The organism is Paenibacillus sp. GL_099_B (assembly GCF_057835695.1).
Genome location: NZ_CM174430.1, coordinates 474,723 through 495,235 on the forward strand (window position 1 = coordinate 474,723; position 20,513 = coordinate 495,235).

Annotated in this window: 16 protein-coding genes and 2 riboswitches; all 16 genes read left to right on the forward strand. The window is 46.6% G+C overall.

The annotated features are described in order from the left end of the window. Window position 1 precedes the first annotated feature (1 nt). The 16 genes from AC3ITG_RS02330 (at window position 2) to AC3ITG_RS02405 (ending at window position 20,509) form a co-directional block, all read left to right on the forward strand. Window positions 2–460, forward strand: coding sequence for an NUDIX domain-containing protein (locus AC3ITG_RS02330; protein ID WP_063566224.1), 459 nt, complete (start codon window positions 2–4; stop codon window positions 458–460). 546 nt (window positions 461–1,006) lie between these two features. Next, the gene (locus AC3ITG_RS02335) at window positions 1,007–1,423 is read left to right on the forward strand and encodes a pyridoxamine 5'-phosphate oxidase family protein (protein ID WP_413029185.1); all 417 of its coding nucleotides are present in this window, start codon (window positions 1,007–1,009) and stop codon (window positions 1,421–1,423) included. Between the two features lie 478 nt (window positions 1,424–1,901). Then, window positions 1,902–4,160, forward strand: coding sequence for a bifunctional 2',3'-cyclic-nucleotide 2'-phosphodiesterase/3'-nucleotidase (locus AC3ITG_RS02340; protein WP_489252678.1), 2,259 nt, complete (start codon window positions 1,902–1,904; stop codon window positions 4,158–4,160). Window positions 4,161–4,373: 213 nt separating this feature from the next. Next, the gene (locus AC3ITG_RS02345; protein WP_489252679.1) at window positions 4,374–5,417 is read left to right on the forward strand and encodes an EAL domain-containing protein; all 1,044 of its coding nucleotides are present in this window, start codon (window positions 4,374–4,376) and stop codon (window positions 5,415–5,417) included. Between the two features lie 235 nt (window positions 5,418–5,652). After that, the gene (locus tag AC3ITG_RS02350; RefSeq protein ID WP_489252680.1) at window positions 5,653–7,749 is read left to right on the forward strand and encodes a methyl-accepting chemotaxis protein; all 2,097 of its coding nucleotides are present in this window, start codon (window positions 5,653–5,655) and stop codon (window positions 7,747–7,749) included. Between the two features lie 189 nt (window positions 7,750–7,938). Next, window positions 7,939–9,231 (forward strand): arsenic transporter, encoded by a 1,293-nt coding sequence (locus tag AC3ITG_RS02355; protein ID WP_489252681.1) that lies wholly within the window; start codon window positions 7,939–7,941, stop codon window positions 9,229–9,231. A gap of 752 nt (window positions 9,232–9,983) precedes the next feature. Continuing rightward, on the forward strand, window positions 9,984–10,907 hold the full coding sequence (locus tag AC3ITG_RS02360) for a phosphate ABC transporter substrate-binding protein PstS family protein (protein ID WP_489252682.1): 924 nt from the start codon (window positions 9,984–9,986) through the stop codon (window positions 10,905–10,907). Between the two features lie 142 nt (window positions 10,908–11,049). Further along, window positions 11,050–11,958, forward strand: a complete 909-nt coding sequence (pstC, locus tag AC3ITG_RS02365) for a phosphate ABC transporter permease subunit PstC (protein ID WP_099858708.1) — start codon at window positions 11,050–11,052, stop codon at window positions 11,956–11,958. Between the two features lie 2 nt (window positions 11,959–11,960). Next, the gene (gene pstA / locus AC3ITG_RS02370) at window positions 11,961–12,848 is read left to right on the forward strand and encodes a phosphate ABC transporter permease PstA (RefSeq protein ID WP_024632234.1); all 888 of its coding nucleotides are present in this window, start codon (window positions 11,961–11,963) and stop codon (window positions 12,846–12,848) included. Window positions 12,849–12,860: 12 nt separating this feature from the next. Next, the gene (gene pstB, locus AC3ITG_RS02375) at window positions 12,861–13,616 is read left to right on the forward strand and encodes a phosphate ABC transporter ATP-binding protein PstB (protein WP_163759080.1); all 756 of its coding nucleotides are present in this window, start codon (window positions 12,861–12,863) and stop codon (window positions 13,614–13,616) included. 227 nt (window positions 13,617–13,843) lie between these two features. After that, window positions 13,844–14,935 carry a phosphotransferase enzyme family protein gene (locus AC3ITG_RS02380; RefSeq protein WP_489252683.1) on the forward strand — a complete coding sequence of 364 codons (1,092 nt, stop codon included), beginning with the start codon at window positions 13,844–13,846 and terminating at the stop codon, window positions 14,933–14,935. A gap of 29 nt (window positions 14,936–14,964) precedes the next feature. Further along, on the forward strand, window positions 14,965–16,062 hold the full coding sequence (locus AC3ITG_RS02385; protein WP_489252684.1) for an MFS transporter: 1,098 nt from the start codon (window positions 14,965–14,967) through the stop codon (window positions 16,060–16,062). A 337-nt stretch (window positions 16,063–16,399) separates the two neighbouring features. Next, window positions 16,400–16,523, forward strand: a riboswitch (glycine riboswitch). Between the two features lie 4 nt (window positions 16,524–16,527). Then, a riboswitch (glycine riboswitch) is annotated at window positions 16,528–16,669 on the forward strand. 111 nt (window positions 16,670–16,780) lie between these two features. Next, window positions 16,781–17,470 (forward strand): L-serine ammonia-lyase, iron-sulfur-dependent subunit beta, encoded by a 690-nt coding sequence (gene sdaAB, locus AC3ITG_RS02390; RefSeq protein WP_076290630.1) that lies wholly within the window; start codon window positions 16,781–16,783, stop codon window positions 17,468–17,470. Next, window positions 17,460–18,404 (forward strand): L-serine ammonia-lyase, iron-sulfur-dependent, subunit alpha, encoded by a 945-nt coding sequence (sdaAA, locus tag AC3ITG_RS02395; RefSeq protein ID WP_489252685.1) that lies wholly within the window; start codon window positions 17,460–17,462, stop codon window positions 18,402–18,404. Before sdaAB ends, sdaAA begins: the two co-directional genes overlap by 11 nt. A 256-nt stretch (window positions 18,405–18,660) precedes the next feature. Continuing rightward, entirely contained in the window at window positions 18,661–19,878 is a 1,218-nt protein-coding gene (locus tag AC3ITG_RS02400) for a YhgE/Pip domain-containing protein (protein ID WP_489252686.1), read from the forward strand. A gap of 118 nt (window positions 19,879–19,996) precedes the next feature. Then, a complete protein-coding gene (locus AC3ITG_RS02405) occupies window positions 19,997–20,509 on the forward strand; it encodes a PadR family transcriptional regulator (RefSeq protein WP_063566211.1) in 513 nt (170 codons plus the stop codon). Window positions 20,510–20,513 lie beyond the last annotated feature (4 nt).

Sequence of the window (20,513 nt, forward strand, 5' to 3'; positions counted from 1 at the left end):
CATGAAACCGATACGTAATTCGGCAAAGGCCGTCATTGTACAGGATGGACGTTTGCTGGTGATCCGGTTGGAGGATCAATATGGTGACGCTTATGTTTTCCCCGGCGGAGGACAGGAGAAAGGCGAAGAACTCAAGGATGCCGTTGCCCGTGAATGTCTGGAGGAGATTGGACAGGCGGTGGACGTGGGAGAATTGCTGCATATCCGGGAGTATATCGGAAAAAACCATGAATTTGCCGAGTGGGATGCCGATGTCCACCAGGTTGAATTTTATTTTGAATGCAGATTGATTGATCCGAAAGCAACAATCTTCGAAGGCTCTAATCCAGACGACCATCAGGTAGCCGTAGAATGGATTTCGCTTGAAGAGCTGTCCAAGGTTCGCCTATATCCGAAAACAATTGGTGAGTTGCTCCAGAATAAGAATTCATCACGCATTTATCTTGGAGATTTGAATTAAAACTGTCACGTTTACGAACGGGTTCATGGATTCACCATAGATGAGGTGGGTACACTATAAGTACAGGCTTATATACAACAATGTGATATAAGCGAAGAGATCAGAGATAGGCAATCAAGTATGCTTATCTTTGAGATTTTAGCTTATCTACCCTAATGTTGAAGAACAATGGAAGTAGTGAAGGGGACGAAATCGATTCTGAAGAAGCGAAGCGTTCGCTTGCATCCTAGATTTTCATTTATATATCCGTTGAATTAAACATTTACACGATAACGGAGAGGACAGAAGAAACCTGAAAAAGCAAAGCGTTCGCCTTTATCACCGGATTTTCCCTTGAGAAAAGGGAATCAAAAAAATCTGGGGATAACAGCGATTGGAAGGTTGTTCTGTCTTCGTAGTGTCAGTGTAAATCGTCTTTAGTCCAACTTATACGAGGAAAAGATCAGGATCATTGCGAGACAACAGCGATCGAAAGAACGATCCGTACCCGTAACGGCCGCCTACAAGGCTCTTCAAATATCCCCCAAATCGAAAGGAGCATGTCCCATGAACCAGACTGAATTGGAACAAAACATTGTAAAAGCATTGGAAAACAACCCTTTTTGCAGTTTCTCCACGGTGGAGAATGGTAAACCGAAATCTCGCTATATGGCGCTTTTCAACGATGGAATGAACATTCATCTGGCGACAAACCGCCGTACGCACAAGGTAGAGGAGCTGGAGAATAATCCGAACGTCAGCCTGTTGCTAGGTTATGAATCGGGTGGCTCCAAGGAAGTGGTCGAGATTGAAGGAACGTGCGAAGTGACAAAAAATGAAGGTTTGCGAGAACAGGTATGGAATGATGAACTAAAAGCTTGGTTTGACGGCCCGAACGATCCCAATTATGTCATTCTGGACATTACCCCAAATCGGATTGAATACACCGGCAAAGATCATGAGCATCAGGTGTGGGAGCAGTAATTTCGCATATTGAAAATCACCTTTTCTGAGTGGGAGGCCATGCCAACTATTTGGAAAAGTTATAGCTAACCGTGAACGCCAGAAGGCTTCACGGTTTTTTGATATGGGTCGATTCAGCTAATATGGATATAGATGTAAGACACATGTAATATACGTTTTTAACAGCGTGAGTAAACTATTTTCATCCAAAAAAATGAAAAATATGTCGAAATCACGCATGTTATTGTAAACTGGGGCAGGTATGTGCGGATAACGTAAAAAATAATGCTTTTCAATGGCTGAACATTGCGTTATGATTTGGAATGTAAACGATACGCACAGATATGAATAGATGTTCATGTGAGATAAACTAACCTGAGATTCTGAACCATACGATCGGAAAATCAGTACGCACAACCCATGAGATCTTTCGCATTTCTGCGCTTATTCGTTTGCTCACTAATGCATGATTCAATGTACATAACCGGGAGGGGTTATTTTGAGAAAGAGTAAAAAAGTATTATCAAGCCTGACTGCCGCTTTGGTTGCATTAAACGTGCTTGCGGTATTTCCGGTACCTGTATCGGCTGCGGACGCTACCAAGGTTAAATTGCGGATCATGGAAACAACGGACATTCACGACAACCTGATTAACTATGACTACTATTCCGACAAAGAGACAGACCAGTATGGTCTGGCGAAGACAGCTACGCTGATCAAAAAAGCCCGTGACGAAGCGAAGAACAGCTTGCTGTTCGACAACGGTGACCTGATCCAGGGTAACCCGCTCGGGGATTATGTAGCGAAGATTGATCCACTCAAAAAGGGTGAGACTCACCCTGTATATAAAGCGATGAACCTGCTCGATTATGATGCAGGAAACATCGGTAACCATGAGTTTAACTATGGTTTGGACTTCCTCGACATGACGCTGGAAGGTGCGAATTTCCCTTACATCAATGCCAACGTTTATGTAGATGACGGTGACGACGATGAGACGAATGACAAGAACTACTTTACCCCGTATAAAATTTTAGACAAAAAAGTTACCGACGAGAGTGGCAAAGAGCACACGATCAAGGTGGGTGTCATCGGATTTGTACCACCACAAGTAATGCAGTGGGACAGCGCTAATCTGGAAGGCAAAGTCATTGCCAAAGACATTATCGCTACTGCGAAAAAATTCATTCCTAAAATGAAGGCTGAAGGTGCCGACATTATTGTAGCTATTCCTCACTCCGGTTTTGAAGATATTCCGCAAACGGATCTGATGGAAAACTCGGTATTGTATCTGAGCCAGGTTGAAGGCATTAATGCCATTCTGTTCGGACATGCCCATAAAGTATTCCCGAGCGCTGATTTTGCCGGTAAAAAAGGTGTAGACCTTGAAAAAGGTACAATCAATGGTGTTCCTTCCGTTGAACCAGGCTTCTGGGGTGACCACCTTGGAATTATCGATCTGGATCTGGAACTGGTAGACGGTAAGTGGAAAGTGGCAGACTCCAAAGTGGAGGCACGCCCTATCTATGACACAGCTAACAAAAAAGCTCTGGTAGATGCTGATCAAGAGATCGTTGACGCTGTTCATGACGAACATGAAGGTACGCTTGAGTATGTGCGTGGCCCAGTCGGCGAAACGACAGCTCCAATCAACAGCTTCTTTGCACTGGTTCAGGATGATCCATCCATCCAGATCGTAACCAATGCACAGAAATGGTATGTCGAAAAACATATGCAAGGAACAGAATACGAAGATATCCCTGTATTGTCTGCAGGAGCTCCGTTCAAAGCAGGCGGACGTTCAGGTGCTTCGTACTACACGAATATCCCTAAAGGCACCATTGCGATTAAAAACGTAGCTGACTTGTACGTGTATCCAAATACGGTACATGCTGTGTTGGTTAATGGCGCTGAGCTGAAAGAATGGTTGGAATGGTCTGCTGGCCAATTTAACCAGATCGATCCGGCAAAAGGTGGACAGCAACAATTGGTCAATATGGACTTCCCAACGTATAACTTCGACGTTATCGATGGTGTTACGTACCAAATTGATGTAACTCAACCAGCGAAATACGATGGCAAAGCAACGATTGTAAATGCATCAGCTAACCGGATTAAAGACCTGAGCTTCAATGGTAAACCGGTTGATCCAGCACAAAAATTCATCGTGGCAACGAATAACTATCGTGCTTCTTCGTCCAAACTGGCTAACCCAGACGGTAAACGTATCGTCTTGGCTGCACCGGATGAGAACCGTCAAGTGATCATTGATTACATCCGTGAGAACAAAACGATTAACCCGGCAGCAGATGGCAACTGGTCGCTTGCGCCAATTAAGCCTTCTGCAGGTGTAACAGCAGCTGCACTTAACGATCTAGAAGTGGTGTTCGCGTCTTCCCCAGATGCCAAAGCATTGGTTGAAGCGAACCCGGCGATGTCCTTCATTGGGACAAACAAAGACGGTTTTGCTGAGTATGGCTTGAAATTGACAGGAGAAGCAACAACGACTCCAGAAACAGGTACGGAGCCTGCTCCAACGCCTACGAAACCAGACCCAACTCCAACTAAACCTACAACCAAGCCACAACCTGAGAAACCAGCAGGCGGCAAAGTGGTACATGTAGTGAAAAAAGGAGATAACCTCTACCGCATTGGCTTGAAATATGGTGTGGACTGGCGCAAGCTGGTTTCCGTAAATAAAATTACAAATGTGCACAATCTTAAAGTTGGGCAGAAAATCGTAATTCCCGCTTCTTAAGATTAATTAGCGGTAAATGAAGACCGACAGTCATCAGACTGTCGGTCTTTTTCATGTTATGCTGATACGTTAATGTATCAGTAACTGTCATCGTTGAAGTCATCAAAACAGTAGAGAAAAATTTGAAGACCCATGCTATAATATTTACAAACTTTGGGTATATACCAGTAAACATTAATGAGATAGATTCACAAACTGGCAAGGGGGTTCTACATGAATTGCAGTGGCTGCAGTCCAATCCATCCTATAGAGGATCAAGGTACCCTGTATATGCGTCCTATCTCCCCCGCTTTGTTGGAAACACTGCAAACGCAGGGAAGGCATGTCGAACATTCGGATGAGCTCATCTGGATGCATTTTTTGAATCTTGAATCTGTACAGCGTTGTATTGAGGATATTCTCAAGATTGAATCGACCCTCCTGGATAAATTGACGGTCCAGGTCACTCCACTGTATGGCCAGGCAGATGCTGATAGCTGGATTAGTCTCTCCATGCAGGAAGCTCGACTCAAACATGCTGATCTGGTTTCTATTATCCTGGAGCATCAGTTCAGCAGTCATATGCAGCCGATCGTAGATGCATCGGAGCAGATTATCGGATTTGAATTTTTACTTCGTCCTACTGAACAGGGTAGACCTTTCAGTGCGTATGAATTATTTGAAGTTGCACGGGATACCGGATTGCATTCTTTTCTAGATCGGACAGCACGTATTGCTGCCATTGAGACGAGTGCCGTTCTTTTACCGCATGGTGTCAAACGTTTCGTGAATTTCCTGCCTTCCTCCATCTATAACCCCGAATATTGCCTGACGCACACATTTGAGACGATTGAACGCCTTTCGCTAGACCCTAAGGATTTTGTGTTTGAAGTGGTGGAAACGGAACAAATTCAGCATATGTCCATTTTGCAGCATATTTTTGAGGTGTATCGTTCTCATGGAATGTCGGTTGCCTTGGATGATGTGGGGGCCGGATTCTCGACGATCGAAGTCATGAACTGGCTGGAACCGGATTTTGTCAAAATAGATCGAAGTCTCATTGATCATTGTGATCATGATTTGAACAAACAGCAGCAAATTATCGAGATTGTTGAGATGTCACGTCGATTTGGCGGGCGAGTACTTGCCGAAGGCATTGAACGAATCGAGGAATTTGAATTCTGTCGATCCGTGGGTATTGATTTGGCACAAGGGTATTATTTTGGTAAGCCAACCGCATATCCGCCACAAGGTCCCTACGGAAAAACCTCTGCGTGAATGCAATAAAATATGGATGTACCAACAAGTCACTTCGCATGATCGGAGTGGCTTGTTTGATATGCCGTGTAAATATTTTCATTCAAATAAATACACTCCTCCAGCCGATATATAGGATAGGCCTTTAGATTTAGATTAGATGGGTGTCTATATGTGAAACCTTATTTAATCAGGTTGGAGTGGTCCTACATAAAAAGAAAAAGGGCAGATTTATATTTGGAGGGGGAGAAGCAAGATGGGTCACATTCGGGGAAATGAGCAAGAAAAGGCAGCAACCAAGCCAGCCAAGCCAAAAGATAATAAACCGAAAAAGAAAAACAAAAAGAAAAAAGGCTTCGTCTGGAGCATAAGAAACAAATTATTGGTATCCTTCCTGGCGGTTCTGCTCTTGCCGAGTCTAACCATTGGGATTGTTACGCTGATTATCGCTGATCATACGGTGGAAGACCAACTAATGGATAGTGCCAAACAAAGTGTAGACACAACGAATTCAATTATTGGAACACATGTGGATGCGAAGATCCATGATATCAATTATTTTGCCAGTTTGATTGTGACTGACATGATTAAAGGACAAGATGAAAGCCCTGAGCTTGAGACGAAATTAAAACAGTATCTTGGACTGCATCCGGATGCTTTAAATATCTTTGTGGGAACCAAAGAGGGAGTCATGGTCCGCGGTAAAGAATCTGCGGGAAGTTCACAAGGGTCCGCTTATGATCCACGGGAACGAGAATGGTACAAGCTCGCGATGGAGAAACCAGGTACTCCAGTAGTGTCACCTGTGTCGAAGAATACGGATGGCATTGCAGTTGTCTTTGTATCCAAAACGCTTGATGATCAATCGGGTGTAGTAGGTCTTTCCCTGGATCTGACCGAACTGCGTGAGCAGGCCTCCATTAAAGTAGGCAAGGAAGGGTATGTCGTCATCTTGGATGCAGACAAAAATTATGTCGTATCCCCAGCCGTGGAAGCTGGTACACAGGAGCAGACGACTACCCTGGATCCAATGTTCGAGAGCAAGGAAGGCGAATTCAGCTATATCTATAATGATGATCCAAAGACCATGATTTTCTCTACTAATGAGGAAACCGGGTGGAAGATTGGCGGTACAATGTTCAAAAGTGAAGTATTAAATGCAAGTAAAGACATTCGGATGGCAACCCTGTTGGTCATTCTGACGGCAACCTTCTTAACGCTGATATTTATTATCTGGTTTACACGTTCGATGCTGCGTCCAATCAAACGTCTGCAGGAATCTGCTAGAGCAGTGAGTAAAGGTGATCTAACCGTGAAAATGGAAACAGGACGAAAAGATGAAGTCGGCGACCTTGCGAAGTATTTTGAACGGATGGTCGACAACCTGCGCATGATGATACTGGGTGTGCAGGAAACGGCAGAGCAGGTATCTGCCTCCTCGCAGGAATTGTCCGCCAGTGCAGATCAAACAACCAAAGCTATTGAACATTCGACGATGGCAATTCAGGAACTTGCCGAAGGTGCCGAGCAGCAAGTGAAGAGTGTAACGGATGGATCAGGACAAATGAGCCAAATGGCGGAAGATGTTCGCATGATGTCTGAACGCGTGCAATCCATTACAACGAATATGCGGCATACATCTGGAGCGGCTTATTCAGGTAATGAGGCTGCGGGTCAAGCAGTAGAGCAGATGAACAGTATTCAGGAAACGGTTGAACAGCTGGCGACAGTGGTTCAGTCCCTGAATGCACGGTCCGTTGAAATTGGCAGTATGGTAGATGTGATTGCTACCATCTCGAAACAGACTAATCTGCTGGCTCTGAATGCTTCCATTGAAGCGGCAAGAGCGGGTGATGCTGGTCGTGGCTTCGCAGTCGTAGCGGGAGAGGTGCGGAAGCTTGCAGAGGAATCGGGAAGCTCGGCTGCGCAGATCGGTGAACTCGTTCATAATATCCGTCAGGATATGGATGCTGCCCTGAACGCTATGAATGCAGCTCAGACTCGGGTTGGAGACGGAATTCAGGCCGTGAATACGTCCGGACAATCCTTTGCACAGATTCGGGAGGCTGTAGAGGATGCTGTTCATACGCTGGATGACTTGTCCGAAACAACGAAGCAATTGGAGAGTGGTGCTTCCCACGTTGCCAAAGCAATGAACGATATTTCGATTGTGACCCAAGAATCTGCTGCGAATACGGAATCCGTCTCGGCATCTTCACAGGAACAGCTGGCATCTGTGGAGGAGATCGCTTCGTCTTCAGCACATCTGAACAGTATGGCGGAGCAACTACAAGGATTGTTGGGTATGTTCAAAATGGTGGAGGACACGCCGAAGGATGGAGACAAGTCCTGACCATTAGGCGATATCTTTTATCTCAGTTTCTATAGAAATTAGAAGGAAATAAAGATAGACATTTCTCCTGCAGCCCTGTATAACTATAGCGTCTGGTTTATCCGCAATAATTGCAGTGTAATCATATCTGGCAGGCCATTCTCATATCATGCTCCAAAACATGATGAATACAGCGGTGCAGGAGGCTTTATGACATATGTAGCAATTCTGATTTTTGTCCTGACCATCACATTGGTTATCTGGCAACCACGCGGATTAGGTATTGGTTGGTCCGCCGTGGGTGGGGCTCTGCTAGCATTGATGTGTGGTGTCGTCAGTCTGAACGATGCATCTGATGTGGCATCCATTGTATGGAATGCAACGCTCGCTTTTGTCGGCATTATCATGATTTCATTAATACTCGATGAGACAGGTTTCTTCGAATGGGCCGCTCTTCATATGGCAAGGTTGGCAGGAGGAAATGGACGTAGGCTCTTTATCTATTCCATTTTGCTCGGCGCGGCGGTGTCGGCGCTCTTCGCCAATGATGGTGCAGCGCTAATCCTCACCCCGATTGTGCTCGCGATGGTACGTGCATTGAAGTTCGATGAGCGAATGGTACTTGCCTTTGTTATGGCTAGTGGATTTATCGCGGATACAACGTCGTTGCCGCTGGTCGTCAGCAACCTGGTGAATATCGTATCTGCGGATTATTTCGGTATTACATTTGTGGAATATGCGGTGCGGATGATTGTGCCTAATCTCTTTTCCATCGTGGCGAGTACTGGGATGCTGTTCTTGTTTTATCGCAAAAGCATCCCGCTTCGCTACGATATCTCCGCCGCACGAGATCCACGGGAAGCCATTCGTGATCCGCGGATGTTCCGCATCGCCTGGTTCATGCTGGTGCTGCTGCTCGTAGCCTATGCTTCCAGTGAGTTTTTGCCGATTCCAGTATCGGTTATCGTGGGTGCCGTAGCACTTTTGTTCGCCATATTGGCAAGAAAGAGCGAAGCTGTGGACATGAAACGCGTGATCAAAGAAGCCCCATGGTCCATTGTCGTGTTCTCGGTGGGCATGTATATCGTGGTGTATGGATTGCGTAATGCCGGATTAACCGATCACCTAAGCCGTTGGCTAGATGCCATCGCAGACCATGGTCTGTTGGTTGCTTCATTGGGGATGGGCGTAATCGCAGCGGTATTATCATCTGTAATGAACAATCTGCCCACCGTGTTAATTAACGCATTGGCGATTCAGGGTGCACACACCGAAGGCATTGTGCGTGAGGCGCTGATCTATGCCAATGTGATTGGTTCCGACCTGGGTCCCAAAATGACGCCGATCGGTTCACTTGCCACATTACTGTGGCTGCATGTGCTGTCCCGCAAAGGTGTAAAGATTACATGGGGATATTATTTCAAGGCAGGCATAATCTTAACCATTCCCACACTATTAATCACCTTGGCCAGTTTAGCGTTGTGGCTGTGGATTCTGGATTAGTAAAATCGCATTTAACATTAACAATCATCATATGATCCAACTTATTGTAAAAAGCTGCTCTCATACGCTGGTGCTACCACTGGCTATGAGGCAGTTTTTTTATTTCTTCTATAGAAGAAACAAATTCTCTTTCTACATTAAAGCATGTACACAAAAGCCAGCCTTCTATAGTGCTGGCCTTCTTGTTTTATCTTCCCCCAGGCTGAGGATTAAAATGCCTGTGACCACACCAGCGCTGACACAGCGCAGGGAACGGAACGATTGTGTAAACGCGAAGCTTATTCTGTGTAAGGATTTTACCTATAAGAAAAGATCAAAATTATCATTTGTTCTTGATGGGTAGATAAAATACGTAACGTAGTGGAGGGGACGGAATCGATTCTGAAGAAGCGAAGCGTTCGCCTTTGTCTCCAAACTTTAACATTTAAAATTGTTGATCAAGGAAGTTTGGAGACAACAGCGATCGGAAGAACGATCCGTAACCGGAACGGCAACCAAAAGTATTAGCGACTTATTCATTATGTGATAAAAATCTGGACACAATACGGATTGAAACAACGTCCGTTCCCGGAGCTGCCAATTCAGCGCAGCTTTTCTCAAATTCATTTCAATCCACAGTAAACATTTTTAACATTGCGTTTACAAAACATTGATTTTGAGATGACATAACGAAACTACAATGAATAAAGAGTTGATGGTGAACAAAAATAAAAGCAAATCGCCGTCACTAATTTGGGGGAGGAAAACAAAACATGTTTAAAAAGTTGCCGTTCATTTTGATGACCTTAACGTTCGTACTGGTGCTCGCAGCATGCGGATCGAAAAATGACGCTGGTACAGAGGGAAGCAATGGTTCCACAGGAGAAACTGCTACTGAACTTAGCGGTAACATTCTGGCTGTTGGATCAACAGCACTGCAACCTCTGGTAGAGCAAGCTGGACAAAAATTTATGGCAGTTGATGAATATAAGAACGTGATGGTACAAGTACAAGGCGGAGGTAGTGGTACAGGTCTGACGCAAGTATCCGAAGGACAAGCTACAATCGGTAACTCTGACGTGTTTGCAGAAGAGAAAATCGATGACGCAGCAAAAGTAAGCGAACTGAAAGACCACCAAGTGGCTGTTGTAGCAATCGCTCCAGTAAGCAACAAAGATGCAGGTGTGCAAGATTTGACGAAGCAACAACTGATCGAAATTTTCTCTGGTAAAATCACGAACTGGAAAGACGTTGGCGGTAAAGATCAAGCCATCGTTATCGTAAACCGTCCTAGCAGCTCCGGTACTCGTGCAACATTCGAGAACTTTGCACTGGGAACAAAAGTGGAAGATATCCAAGGTTCTATTCAGGAAGATTCCTCCGGTACAGTTAAAAAGCTCGTAGCTGAAACGCCGGGCGCAATTGGTTACCTGGCTCTGTCCTACCTGGATGACAGCCTGCAAGTTTTGAAATACGAAGGTGTAGAAGCAACAGTTGAGAACGTAGAAGCAGGAACTTATCCGGTATGGGCTTACGAGCACATGTACACCAAAGGTGACCCGGATGCAGCAACAAAAGCATTCCTCGACTACATCCTGAGTGACGAAATTCAACAAAACGACGTGACGGAGCTTGGTTACATCCCAGTATCCGGCATGAAAGTAAAACGCGACGCAGCAGGCACGGTGACTCAATAATCTTTGAACTTGCGCATACAGCGAGAGAGGCGGACCCAGGTCCTGCCTCTTTGCGCGGTTTGCTCTGGAATAATCCCATATTTTGCATGAATTCTACTATAGAAGGATGGTTGTTATGGAACAGACCGAAGGGGGAACGGTAATGAACAACAAGTTGAAACCGCGCCGGCCCTTGAGAGAGAAGCATTATTGGGAAGAGTGGACGGGACGGATCTATACGTCGATTTGTGTCGTTTTCCTGATCGTTGTCATGTTTTCCATCGTTTATTTTGTAGCGTCCAAAGGCTTGTCGACCTTTTTCCAGAATGGCGTAAGTTTACGCGAATTTTTATCCGGAAAAACGTGGAACCCAACGGGGGAACCCGCTGCCTACGGAGCGTTGCCGTTCATTACCGGTTCATTCATAACAACATTGCTTGCAGCTCTGATTGCAAGTCCGCTTAGCTTGTGTGCAGCGCTCTTCATGACCGAGATTGTACCAGGTAAAGGTAAAAAGATATTGCAACCTGCGATTGAGCTGCTGTCCGGTATTCCTTCCGTTGTGTACGGGTTTATCGGTCTCAGTGTTATCGTTCCTTTATTGCGCAGTATGTTTGGCGGAGCCGGCGTCGGGATTGCAGCCGGATGTTTGGTTCTGTCTGTTATGATTTTGCCTACCGTAACAAGCATTATGGCAGATGCACTGTCTGCACTGCCGAAAGGTCTGCGTGAATCATCCTACGCACTGGGGGCAACTCGTTGGCAAACGATCTACCGTGTCATTATCCCGACAGTTCTTCCAGCTTTGCTGACAGGGATTGTACTTGGTATGGCTCGCGCATTTGGTGAAGCTCTTGCCGTACAGATGGTCATCGGGAATGCACCGCATGTACCGACATCATTGCTCGAATCGGCTTCAACGTTAACGAGTGTAATCACCCTGAGTATGGGTAACACCACGATGGGATCTGTTCATAATAATGCACTGTGGAGTATGGCGCTTGTCCTGCTGGTGATGACCTTTGTCTTCGTCATTCTGGTTCGCCTGCTTGAAAGGAGGAACCGGGTATGAAAATGAAGGCTAAAACGGTAGATAAAGTTGCCACATCCATTATCGTTGTTCTGGCCCTGTTCATTGTTGTTCTCTTGCTCGGTTTGCTTGGCTTCATTCTGGTACGTGGGATTGGGCAGATTAACTGGCACTTTCTGACCAGTGCACCACAGTTGCTCAAAGGTGGAGGCGGGATTGGACCGCAATTATTCAACTCGATATTCCTGCTTGTTCTGACTTTGATTATTACGATTCCGCTCGGATGGGGCGGCGGTATTTATATGGCTGAGTACGCCAAGCCGGGCCGGATCACAAGTTTTATTCGACTCGTTGTCGAAGTGTTATCCTCGTTCCCATCTATCGTTATTGGTTTGTTCGGACTCTTGTTAATTGTTAATACATTTGGTCTTGGATTCTCCTTATTATCGGGTGCCATGGCCTTGGCTATATTCAATCTTCCGCTTATGGTGCGGACAACGGAGCAAGCGTTCCGGGCCGTTCCGAAAGAGCAGAAGGAAGCGGGTCTTGCACTCGGGTTGTCCAAATGGAAAATTATTACCTCCATTCTGCTGCCTGTGGCATTGCCAAGCTTGATCACGGGTACGATCCTGGCATCGGGCCGTATCTTCGGTGAAGCAGCAGCCCTGATGTTTACAGCGGGTATGAGTAGTCCACCGCTGGACTTCACGGACTGGAATCCAACGAGTCCAAGGTCGCCGATCAATCCATTGCGTCCGGCAGAGACGCTGGCCGTACACATCTGGAAAGTAAACAGTGAAGGTATTGGCCCAGATTCCAAAGAAGTAGCAGCTGGGGCTTCAGCCGTGCTTGTACTTCTTGTGCTGGCGTTCAATCTGAGTGCACGCTGGATCGGTCGGGTGGTTTACCGCCGCATGACAGCTTCGAAATAAGGAGGAACCAATATGGCCATACCTTTTGGTACGGAACAGTTAAGCATATATTATGGGCATTTTCAGGCAGTTAAGCAGATCAGCCTGACTTTTCCCGAAGCCAGTGTAACGGCACTCATTGGACCATCCGGCTGTGGTAAATCCACATTCCTGCGGTCGCTCAACCGAATGAACGACGAGATTGCCGGTTCCCGCACGGAGGGACATATCTGGATGGATGGCAATGATCTGAATGAGCCGGGCACAGATGTAATCAAGCTTCGCCAGAAGATCGGCATGGTTTGGCAGAAGCCGAATCCTTTTCACAAGTCCATTTACAATAATATCGCGTTTGGCCCCCGCTACCGCGGTATCAAGAGCAAGAAGGCACTGGATGAAATTGTGGAAAAAAGCCTGCGCCGCGCTGCGCTCTGGGACGAAGTGAAGGACAGACTGAATGAATCTGCCCTGGCCCTTTCGGGTGGACAACAGCAGCGGCTCTGTATCGCCCGCGCGTTGTCGGTTGATCCGCAGATTTTGCTGCTCGATGAGCCGGCATCCGCGCTTGACCCGGTATCAACGGGTAAGGTGGAGGAGTTGATCTCGGAGCTCAAGAAGGATCTTCGGATCGTAATTGTTACCCATAATATGCAGCAGGCGGCACGCATCTCGGATTATACAGCTTATTTTTATCTGGGAAGCATGATTGAACACGGAGATACGGAGCATATTTTCACCAACCCGGACAATCGTCTGACACAAGAATATATTATGGGACGTTTCGGTTAATTGTTATATTGGATGGAGTATGAGATCTAGATAGATTTATAGAGATAGAAGGAAGCATAGCACCCGGGCGATGCAGTTCGGGGGTTATGCTTTTTTACATAAGCACGTATTTGGAATAGTTTGCCAAAGTAAAAACAATCATGCTACGATATTTGTAAACGCTACCTTTAATTTGATAAGAGAAGGAGATGTAGATCATAACTACCCATAAGATTTCCCATGACACCATGGCAAATGAAATTATCTCGCATTATTCCATAGAAAAGCCTGCAATTTCCTTTATCCGACATAATGAAAATCTAACGTATCAGGTGGTTGATGAATCAACCGGACAGAAATACCTATTGCGTATACATAAAGCCGCTTTTGCAAGCATGACGGGCATCCAGCATACACGACCTGCACTTGAAGCAGAGATGAATCTACTTTATGAATTACGGGCTACCAGCCCATTGCGAGTGCAGATACCTGTGCGAAATACATCGGATGAGTGGGTCACCGTCTGGTTGGACGAAGCAGGAGAAGAGATCTGTTGTACTGTTCTGGAATGGATTGAGGGCAGGGATATTAAGCAGGGAGAACGTCTGACAACAGCGCAGATTCATGATTTGGGCGTACAGTTGCAGACGTTGCACCAATATGGACGACGACCAACGGGAGCTCCTGAGCCACAGGTGGGTTCACTGAAGTCTGAAAGCGGGCAGCAGACGAATGACCGTGAACAGCACGCTGATAAGGCGATCATCTCAGATATATATAACGATAGCCCTGCCTTAGAGCAAACGGGAGTAAGACCAGCCTATGGCTCGATCAAAGAGAATCTGGTCATGTTGGAGCAATTGGAGGAAGGCGTTAGACGTGGCATCTTTACTCCTGAAGATTTCGATCTGATTCGTGAGACGTTTGAGAACATTAACGGGCAACTCGAAACGTATCCGCAGAATGCCGAGACATGGGGAGTAATACACGGAGATATTACCCGCGGCAATCTGCTAGTGACGGATCAGGGCATATCTATGATTGATTTTTGTTTATACGGGTATGGCTACTATCTCTTTGATGCCGGAGGTGCGGCTACGATTTTCAATCGGGAGGAACGGGATGTCTTCCTATCGGGATATACGGAGCAGACAGGACCACTGACGAAGCGTGATATTCGGTTAATGGAAGGATTCATGCTGATTTTTACGTTCGGCTATTTTGCATTTCAGATGGAGAATGAGTCCAGGTACGAATGGATGAAAGAGCGAATGCCTCTTATATGCAGCAAATTTTGTAGACCATATGTACAGAACGAGAGTATTTTCTATGAGTTATAATTTGTGATTTCTAGTGGGTGGGTAGCGCTATGAAGAACATTCGTGCAAAGAGAGTTGCATCGAAGGGGCAGTCTGGTGGCTGGAAGCATGCCGGATTGCTACTTAGCGGAGTGGGCATATCCAATCTGGGTGATTTCATATATATTGTGGCGATTAACCTGATGGTATTGAATATGACACAGTCTCCAGCGGCAGTCGCAGGGTTGTGGATTATCTCGCCGATTGCTTCGGTGTGCACTAAGTTTTGGTCAGGCAGCCTGATTGATCGTTATGATCAGCGACAGCTGATGATTGGTGCTGATATGCTACGGGCATTGTTGGTGGCGGCGCTCCCACTGATGTCCAGCCTATGGATGATGTACGCAGTGATGTTTTTGATCAGCATGTCTTCATCTATATTTGTCCCTTCCTCTCAGGTATACATTACCCGGTTGGTACCTGCTGAACGGCGCAAGCGCTTCAATTCCCTACAAGCCCTGATCAGCTCAGGGGCATTTATTACCGGCCCAGCAGTTGCAGGAGTGATGCTGATTTATCTATCTCCGGCGGCAGCCATTTATGCCAATGCGGTTTCCTTTGTTGCTTCTGCGTTGATTCTAATGTTTCTTCCCAAACTGGGCATTGGAGAACAGAATATAGGGACAGGCAGCAGACTGACCCCTCAGATGGTTGCCCAGGATTGGAGAGCTGTACTGAGCTTTAGCCGGAAGTCGGGCTACGTGGTCGGTATATATGCCCTGTTCCAGATTATTCTGGTAGTCGGCATGTCGCTGGATTATTTTCTTTTCTCCCGTTCATTCTCGTTTGAGCTGGCGGCGGTTGCCTTTATTCTGCTCGGTCTGTGCTCGGCACTGGCGAATACGGGCCTGGTTAACTTTTATCAAAATAATATCCCTGTCGATCTGATGGGGCGAATGAGTAGTGTACTTGGACTTGTGTTAAGTCTGCTGCAGGTGGCTTCCATTTTGATTGCAGGGGTAGTGGCAGAGCAGTTGTCACTTCGTATGGTATATACAGTTGTATCTGGGGTTATGCTGCTGGCTGCGTTGGGATTGGTGACGAGTATGCTTCCTTCCCGAAGCAGGTATTACGATGAACCGGCGAAGCCTAAGGCGATGGTGGGGTGACAAGCAGAAACACAACAATTCTAGTACAGAATAATGGTTGCCTGAATACCCGAACCGTTCTGTGGAACATAACATAGATAGTATTAAACACAGATATTGGCTAATAGAAAATGAACAATGTATACGCTTTCGAGATGAAACGCATTAACACATTCATGTGATGAAAGTTTACAATTCGTTAGTTTATCTTGTGTATAAAATGGTAAAAAGCAAATATTCGCAAAGAAATCGTTAAGTTTGTTGACACTGATCTTCCGGTCGATTAATCTTAATGAGAAAGTATTAAAAACTTCAATTATCGTTCTGGTACAAAATCAGAATGGTTCCATACAGCGAATGATAGCGAGCGGGAGAGACCTGAGCTTGTCGAGTAAAATGGCAGCTGTCGGGCACCGAAGGAGCAAGCTGCTACGCACCCGGCGCAGCGGTTAATCTCTCAGGTAAATGTACCATCGTTGGACGCAACTCTGGAGAGTGCGCGAACTGCGCCACCCAAGGGGTATATGGTCAAGCAGCACGGTGTGCAGGGTGACATCACCTGTGAATACAGGAATGCATCGATTCGCCGCGCTGCTTATCATGAAACTCTCAGGTATCGAGGACAGAGAGAGGGCCTAGGGCCTTCTTCTGTCCTTTTCTCATGTCATCATTCAGTAATAAAGGAACATTATGGGTGTACGTCTGGATGAAAATGACGATTATAAATGGAGGGTTTGCGATGCGTTTTAAAGATGTTTTTTCAATTATTGGTCCGTCCATGACAGGTCCATCAAGTTCACATACGGCTGGAGCGGCAAGATTGGGGCGAATTGCCCGTCAGTGGCTGGGATGCACGCCTGAACGCGCTCGATTAACTCTATACGGCTCGTTTGCTGATACGTATCAGGGGCATGGTACGGATCTTGCGTTGATCGGTGGCCTGCTTGATTATGTGACTGATGACCCACGTATACCGGATGCAGAACAATATGCAGAGGAAGCGGGTATGGAGGTAGAGTTTTTCACAAGCGGCCTGCCTGCTCCTCATCCGAATACGGTCAAGATTGAACTATGGCACGGAGACCGTCAATGTTCACTAATCGGTGCTTCCATCGGCGGTGGTAGTGTATCGGTGCATGCATTGAATGATTTTCGTGTACAGATCAGCGGAGAGTTCCCCACACTTGTACTTCGCCATTCGGACAAAGCAGGGGTGCTCGCTTCGGTAACCTCCACCATCAGTTCGTCCGGGGTGAACATCGGGTACATGCAAGTGGATCGGAAAGCCCGGGATGGTGAAGCACTGACAGCGATGGAGATGGATGGTGTGCCGAATCCTGAGATGTTGAACCGTCTGCGGTCGCTGGATCATATGCTGGACATTCGCGTGATTGATTTGAAGAGAGGGGTCGAGCCTGATGCGGTTTAAACATCTACATGAACTGAATACCATCTGTACAGCAGAGTCCAAGACCATTGCCGAGCTGATGATCGAAGAGCAGGTTCAGGAGACGAATATCTCGGAAGTGGATGTTGTGCGGCAGATGTCGGATTACTATCAGGTGATGAAGGAAGCTGTACACAAAGGGCTAACAGAAGATACAACATCACGCAGCGGCTTGACTGGCGGAGACGGCAAAAAAATGGCTGAGTACATTCGTAAAGGTGAGACTTGTTCTGGAGATGCTTCTGCACTGGCCATGGCGTATGCCCTTTGTGTATCGGAAGTGAATGCCTCCATGGGCCGGATCGTAGCGACACCGACAGCCGGTTCTTGCGGCATCATTCCGGGTGTGTTTATCAGCTCCCAGGAGCGTTTTGGCTGGAGTGACGAGCATCTGGTGAACGGTCTGTTCTGTGCGGGAGCGATCGGTTACGTCATTGCCAACAATTCATTTATCTCCGGTGCCGAGGGCGGCTGTCAGGCTGAAGTGGGTTCTGCCATCGGCATGGCCGCTGGAGCTATGGTGGAGCTGCGTGGAGGAACGCCGGAGCAAGTGGTTCATGCGGTAGGTCTCGCGTTAAAAAACACATTGGGCCTTATCTGCGATCCTGTCGCAGGCCTCGTGGAAATTCCGTGCATCGTCCGTAACGGACTGGGTGCCGTAACCGCTTTGGCTGCGGCCGACATGGCGCTGGCCGGGGTACGAAGTGCCATTCCTTCTGACGAAGTCATTGATGTCATGCTGGAAGTGGGCAGTGCGATGCCGAGCAGGCACCGTGAAACGGCCCAAGGTGGGCTTGCCCAAACACCGACAGGACGGAAAATGATGGAGAAGCTTGCTAAACCAAAGGCGAAGCGTGCGGAGCCTGAGATTGAAGCTGAGTCTCCTGCTGAAAATGAACCAGAAGCCAAGGCATAACATCCATGAACGAACAAGAACTGAATTTAATTCGTGGAACTTGGATCATTAACGGTAATGATCTGCTCCCATTATTATAAAAAAGCCGATACGAATTCTTCCTGAAGAAGAAGCGTATCGGCTTTTTTGTTGTTCCAACAAGAAAAATAAAAAGGTATTGACGTTTATATATCGATTAGATATATTATGTATTGTTATATATCAACAAGATATATAGGACCGAGAATAAGTTATACAAATTAAGGAGATGGATAACATGAAAAGTGTTTTTCAAACGAGTCTTCTGTTTTTGAAAAATGGAGCTACAGTAGTCGGGTTAATTACAGCCGTATTGTTCCAGGTTTTTTTTAATACCATTTGGCTTAGTGGATATGATCAGGTAAATGCACGGATGAATCAGCTTGCAGTAACCATCGTAAATGAAGATGGGGCTGCGGCGGAGCCGGTGGCAAAGTCTCTTGCAGAGGGGCTTCATTTCGTGATCAAACCATCTGAATCAATGGAAGAAGCCAGACAGATGTTAACGGACCGGGATGTATATATGATTATCGAGATTCCATCCGGTTTCATGCAGCAGGCGGGAGATTTGTCGAGCCCGGTGGCAGTGAAGTATGTAATGAATGAATCCAACGTGGCTACCGTAAAAAGTGTGATGCAGACCGTATCCGCACAAGTTACAGCGACGTTGAACCGTGAAGTACAGCAAAACAGCATTCGGGGAGTGCTGAATCAATCAGGTATGGCTGACGATCAGGCGAATGCGATGGCAGCGGGGTTATCTTCCCGGGTGGAGGCAGAAGTGGAACGGCTGAATCCAGTTCATAACTTTGCTTTTTCCATGGTACCAATGTTGATTGTGACAGCTACGTTTACAGGTGCAATGCTGCTTGGCATGAATCTGCAAAAGGTTTCTGGTGAACTAAGTAACAAGGCAGGGAAATGGGAACGCTTTTGGGCACGCAATATCATCAATGTTGGTGCTGCATTAATCGTATCGCTTGTTGGAGCGGGGATGATGCATGTTATGGGAGTATCATCAGCAGATGGATGGTGGATGTTATGGCTATTTCAGTTGTTGATTACTCTATCTTTTCTATTCGTGGCGCAATTGAGCTTGTTGCTGCTTGGAAATGCTGGAGCATGGTTAAACAGTGCATTGTTGCCTCTGCTGATGTTGTCATCGGGCGCAACCATTCCGCGCGATGTCATGCCTGACTTCTATCAACAGATCGGTCATTATCTGCCAGCAACCTACGCGGTGGAAGGCATGATGAATCTGGTGCTTGGCGGCGATGGGATTAGTCATGATGTTCTGCTTCTGGTGGTAATTGGAGCGGCGACGTTGCTTCTGGGAGCTGTGTGCACGTGGGTCAAACGTTCAGGTCCTGCACAATCCGGCATACCTTTGGAGTCCAAGTCTGCTGCGACACCTGTCGCTCTGACTGGAAACCTGCCTTCACCTGATCGTGGATAACATGGATAACGATAAGCCCCCTTTTGCCGGATAAGCCGATCCGTGGACGTCTGATGATGTTGAACGTATAAGGGAGGATGTGATACGTTAAGAGCAATTGGAAAGGAGCGGTACACCGATGAACACGCAGCATGTCATCCTCGGAATACTGCACAATCAGCCATGTTCCGGATATGAGATCAAGCAGTACTTTGAACAATATTTTTCATTTTTCTTCGATGCCAGCTTTGGCACCATTTATCCCACACTTGCGAAGATGGAAAAGTCAGGGTTATTGACCAAAGAATCCGTTAGACAAGAAGGGAAACCTGACAAAAATGTGTATACATTAACACCGGAAGGGTCTGCGGAGTTCAATACCTATTTGATGAGTCCCCTGGAAGCCGAGGTGTTCCGTTCTGATTTTCTGATGCGTCTGTATTTCGGAGAACTGGCGGATGAAGATACCGTAGCAGGGTGGGTCCGGTCGGAGCTGAATCGTAAAGAATTGCTGTATGCCGAGCTGCAGCGCCAGATGAAGCAATTCGGCGAACAGATCTCACCTGCACAGCGTTTATGTATGCAAGTGGGGCTTGTGCAATATGAGGCTACCATCCGATTGCTCAAGGAACAGCTGACCGCGCCACAGTAGCTTT

Coding starts and splice junctions, on each gene's coding strand:
- AC3ITG_RS02330 (WP_063566224.1), top strand. CDS start 2: ATGAAACCGATACGTAATTCGGCAAAGGCCGTCATTGTACAGGATGGA.
- AC3ITG_RS02335 (WP_413029185.1), top strand. CDS start 1,007: ATGAACCAGACTGAATTGGAACAAAACATTGTAAAAGCATTGGAAAAC.
- AC3ITG_RS02345 (WP_489252679.1), top strand. CDS start 4,374: ATGAATTGCAGTGGCTGCAGTCCAATCCATCCTATAGAGGATCAAGGT.
- AC3ITG_RS02350 (WP_489252680.1), top strand. CDS start 5,653: ATGGGTCACATTCGGGGAAATGAGCAAGAAAAGGCAGCAACCAAGCCA.
- AC3ITG_RS02355 (WP_489252681.1), top strand. CDS start 7,939: ATGACATATGTAGCAATTCTGATTTTTGTCCTGACCATCACATTGGTT.
- AC3ITG_RS02360 (WP_489252682.1), top strand. CDS start 9,984: ATGTTTAAAAAGTTGCCGTTCATTTTGATGACCTTAACGTTCGTACTG.
- pstC (WP_099858708.1), top strand. CDS start 11,050: ATGAACAACAAGTTGAAACCGCGCCGGCCCTTGAGAGAGAAGCATTAT.
- pstA (WP_024632234.1), top strand. CDS start 11,961: ATGAAGGCTAAAACGGTAGATAAAGTTGCCACATCCATTATCGTTGTT.
- pstB (WP_163759080.1), top strand. CDS start 12,861: ATGGCCATACCTTTTGGTACGGAACAGTTAAGCATATATTATGGGCAT.
- AC3ITG_RS02380 (WP_489252683.1), top strand. CDS start 13,844: ATGGCAAATGAAATTATCTCGCATTATTCCATAGAAAAGCCTGCAATT.
- AC3ITG_RS02385 (WP_489252684.1), top strand. CDS start 14,965: ATGAAGAACATTCGTGCAAAGAGAGTTGCATCGAAGGGGCAGTCTGGT.
- sdaAB (WP_076290630.1), top strand. CDS start 16,781: ATGCGTTTTAAAGATGTTTTTTCAATTATTGGTCCGTCCATGACAGGT.
- sdaAA (WP_489252685.1), top strand. CDS start 17,460: ATGCGGTTTAAACATCTACATGAACTGAATACCATCTGTACAGCAGAG.
- AC3ITG_RS02400 (WP_489252686.1), top strand. CDS start 18,661: ATGAAAAGTGTTTTTCAAACGAGTCTTCTGTTTTTGAAAAATGGAGCT.
- AC3ITG_RS02405 (WP_063566211.1), top strand. CDS start 19,997: ATGAACACGCAGCATGTCATCCTCGGAATACTGCACAATCAGCCATGT.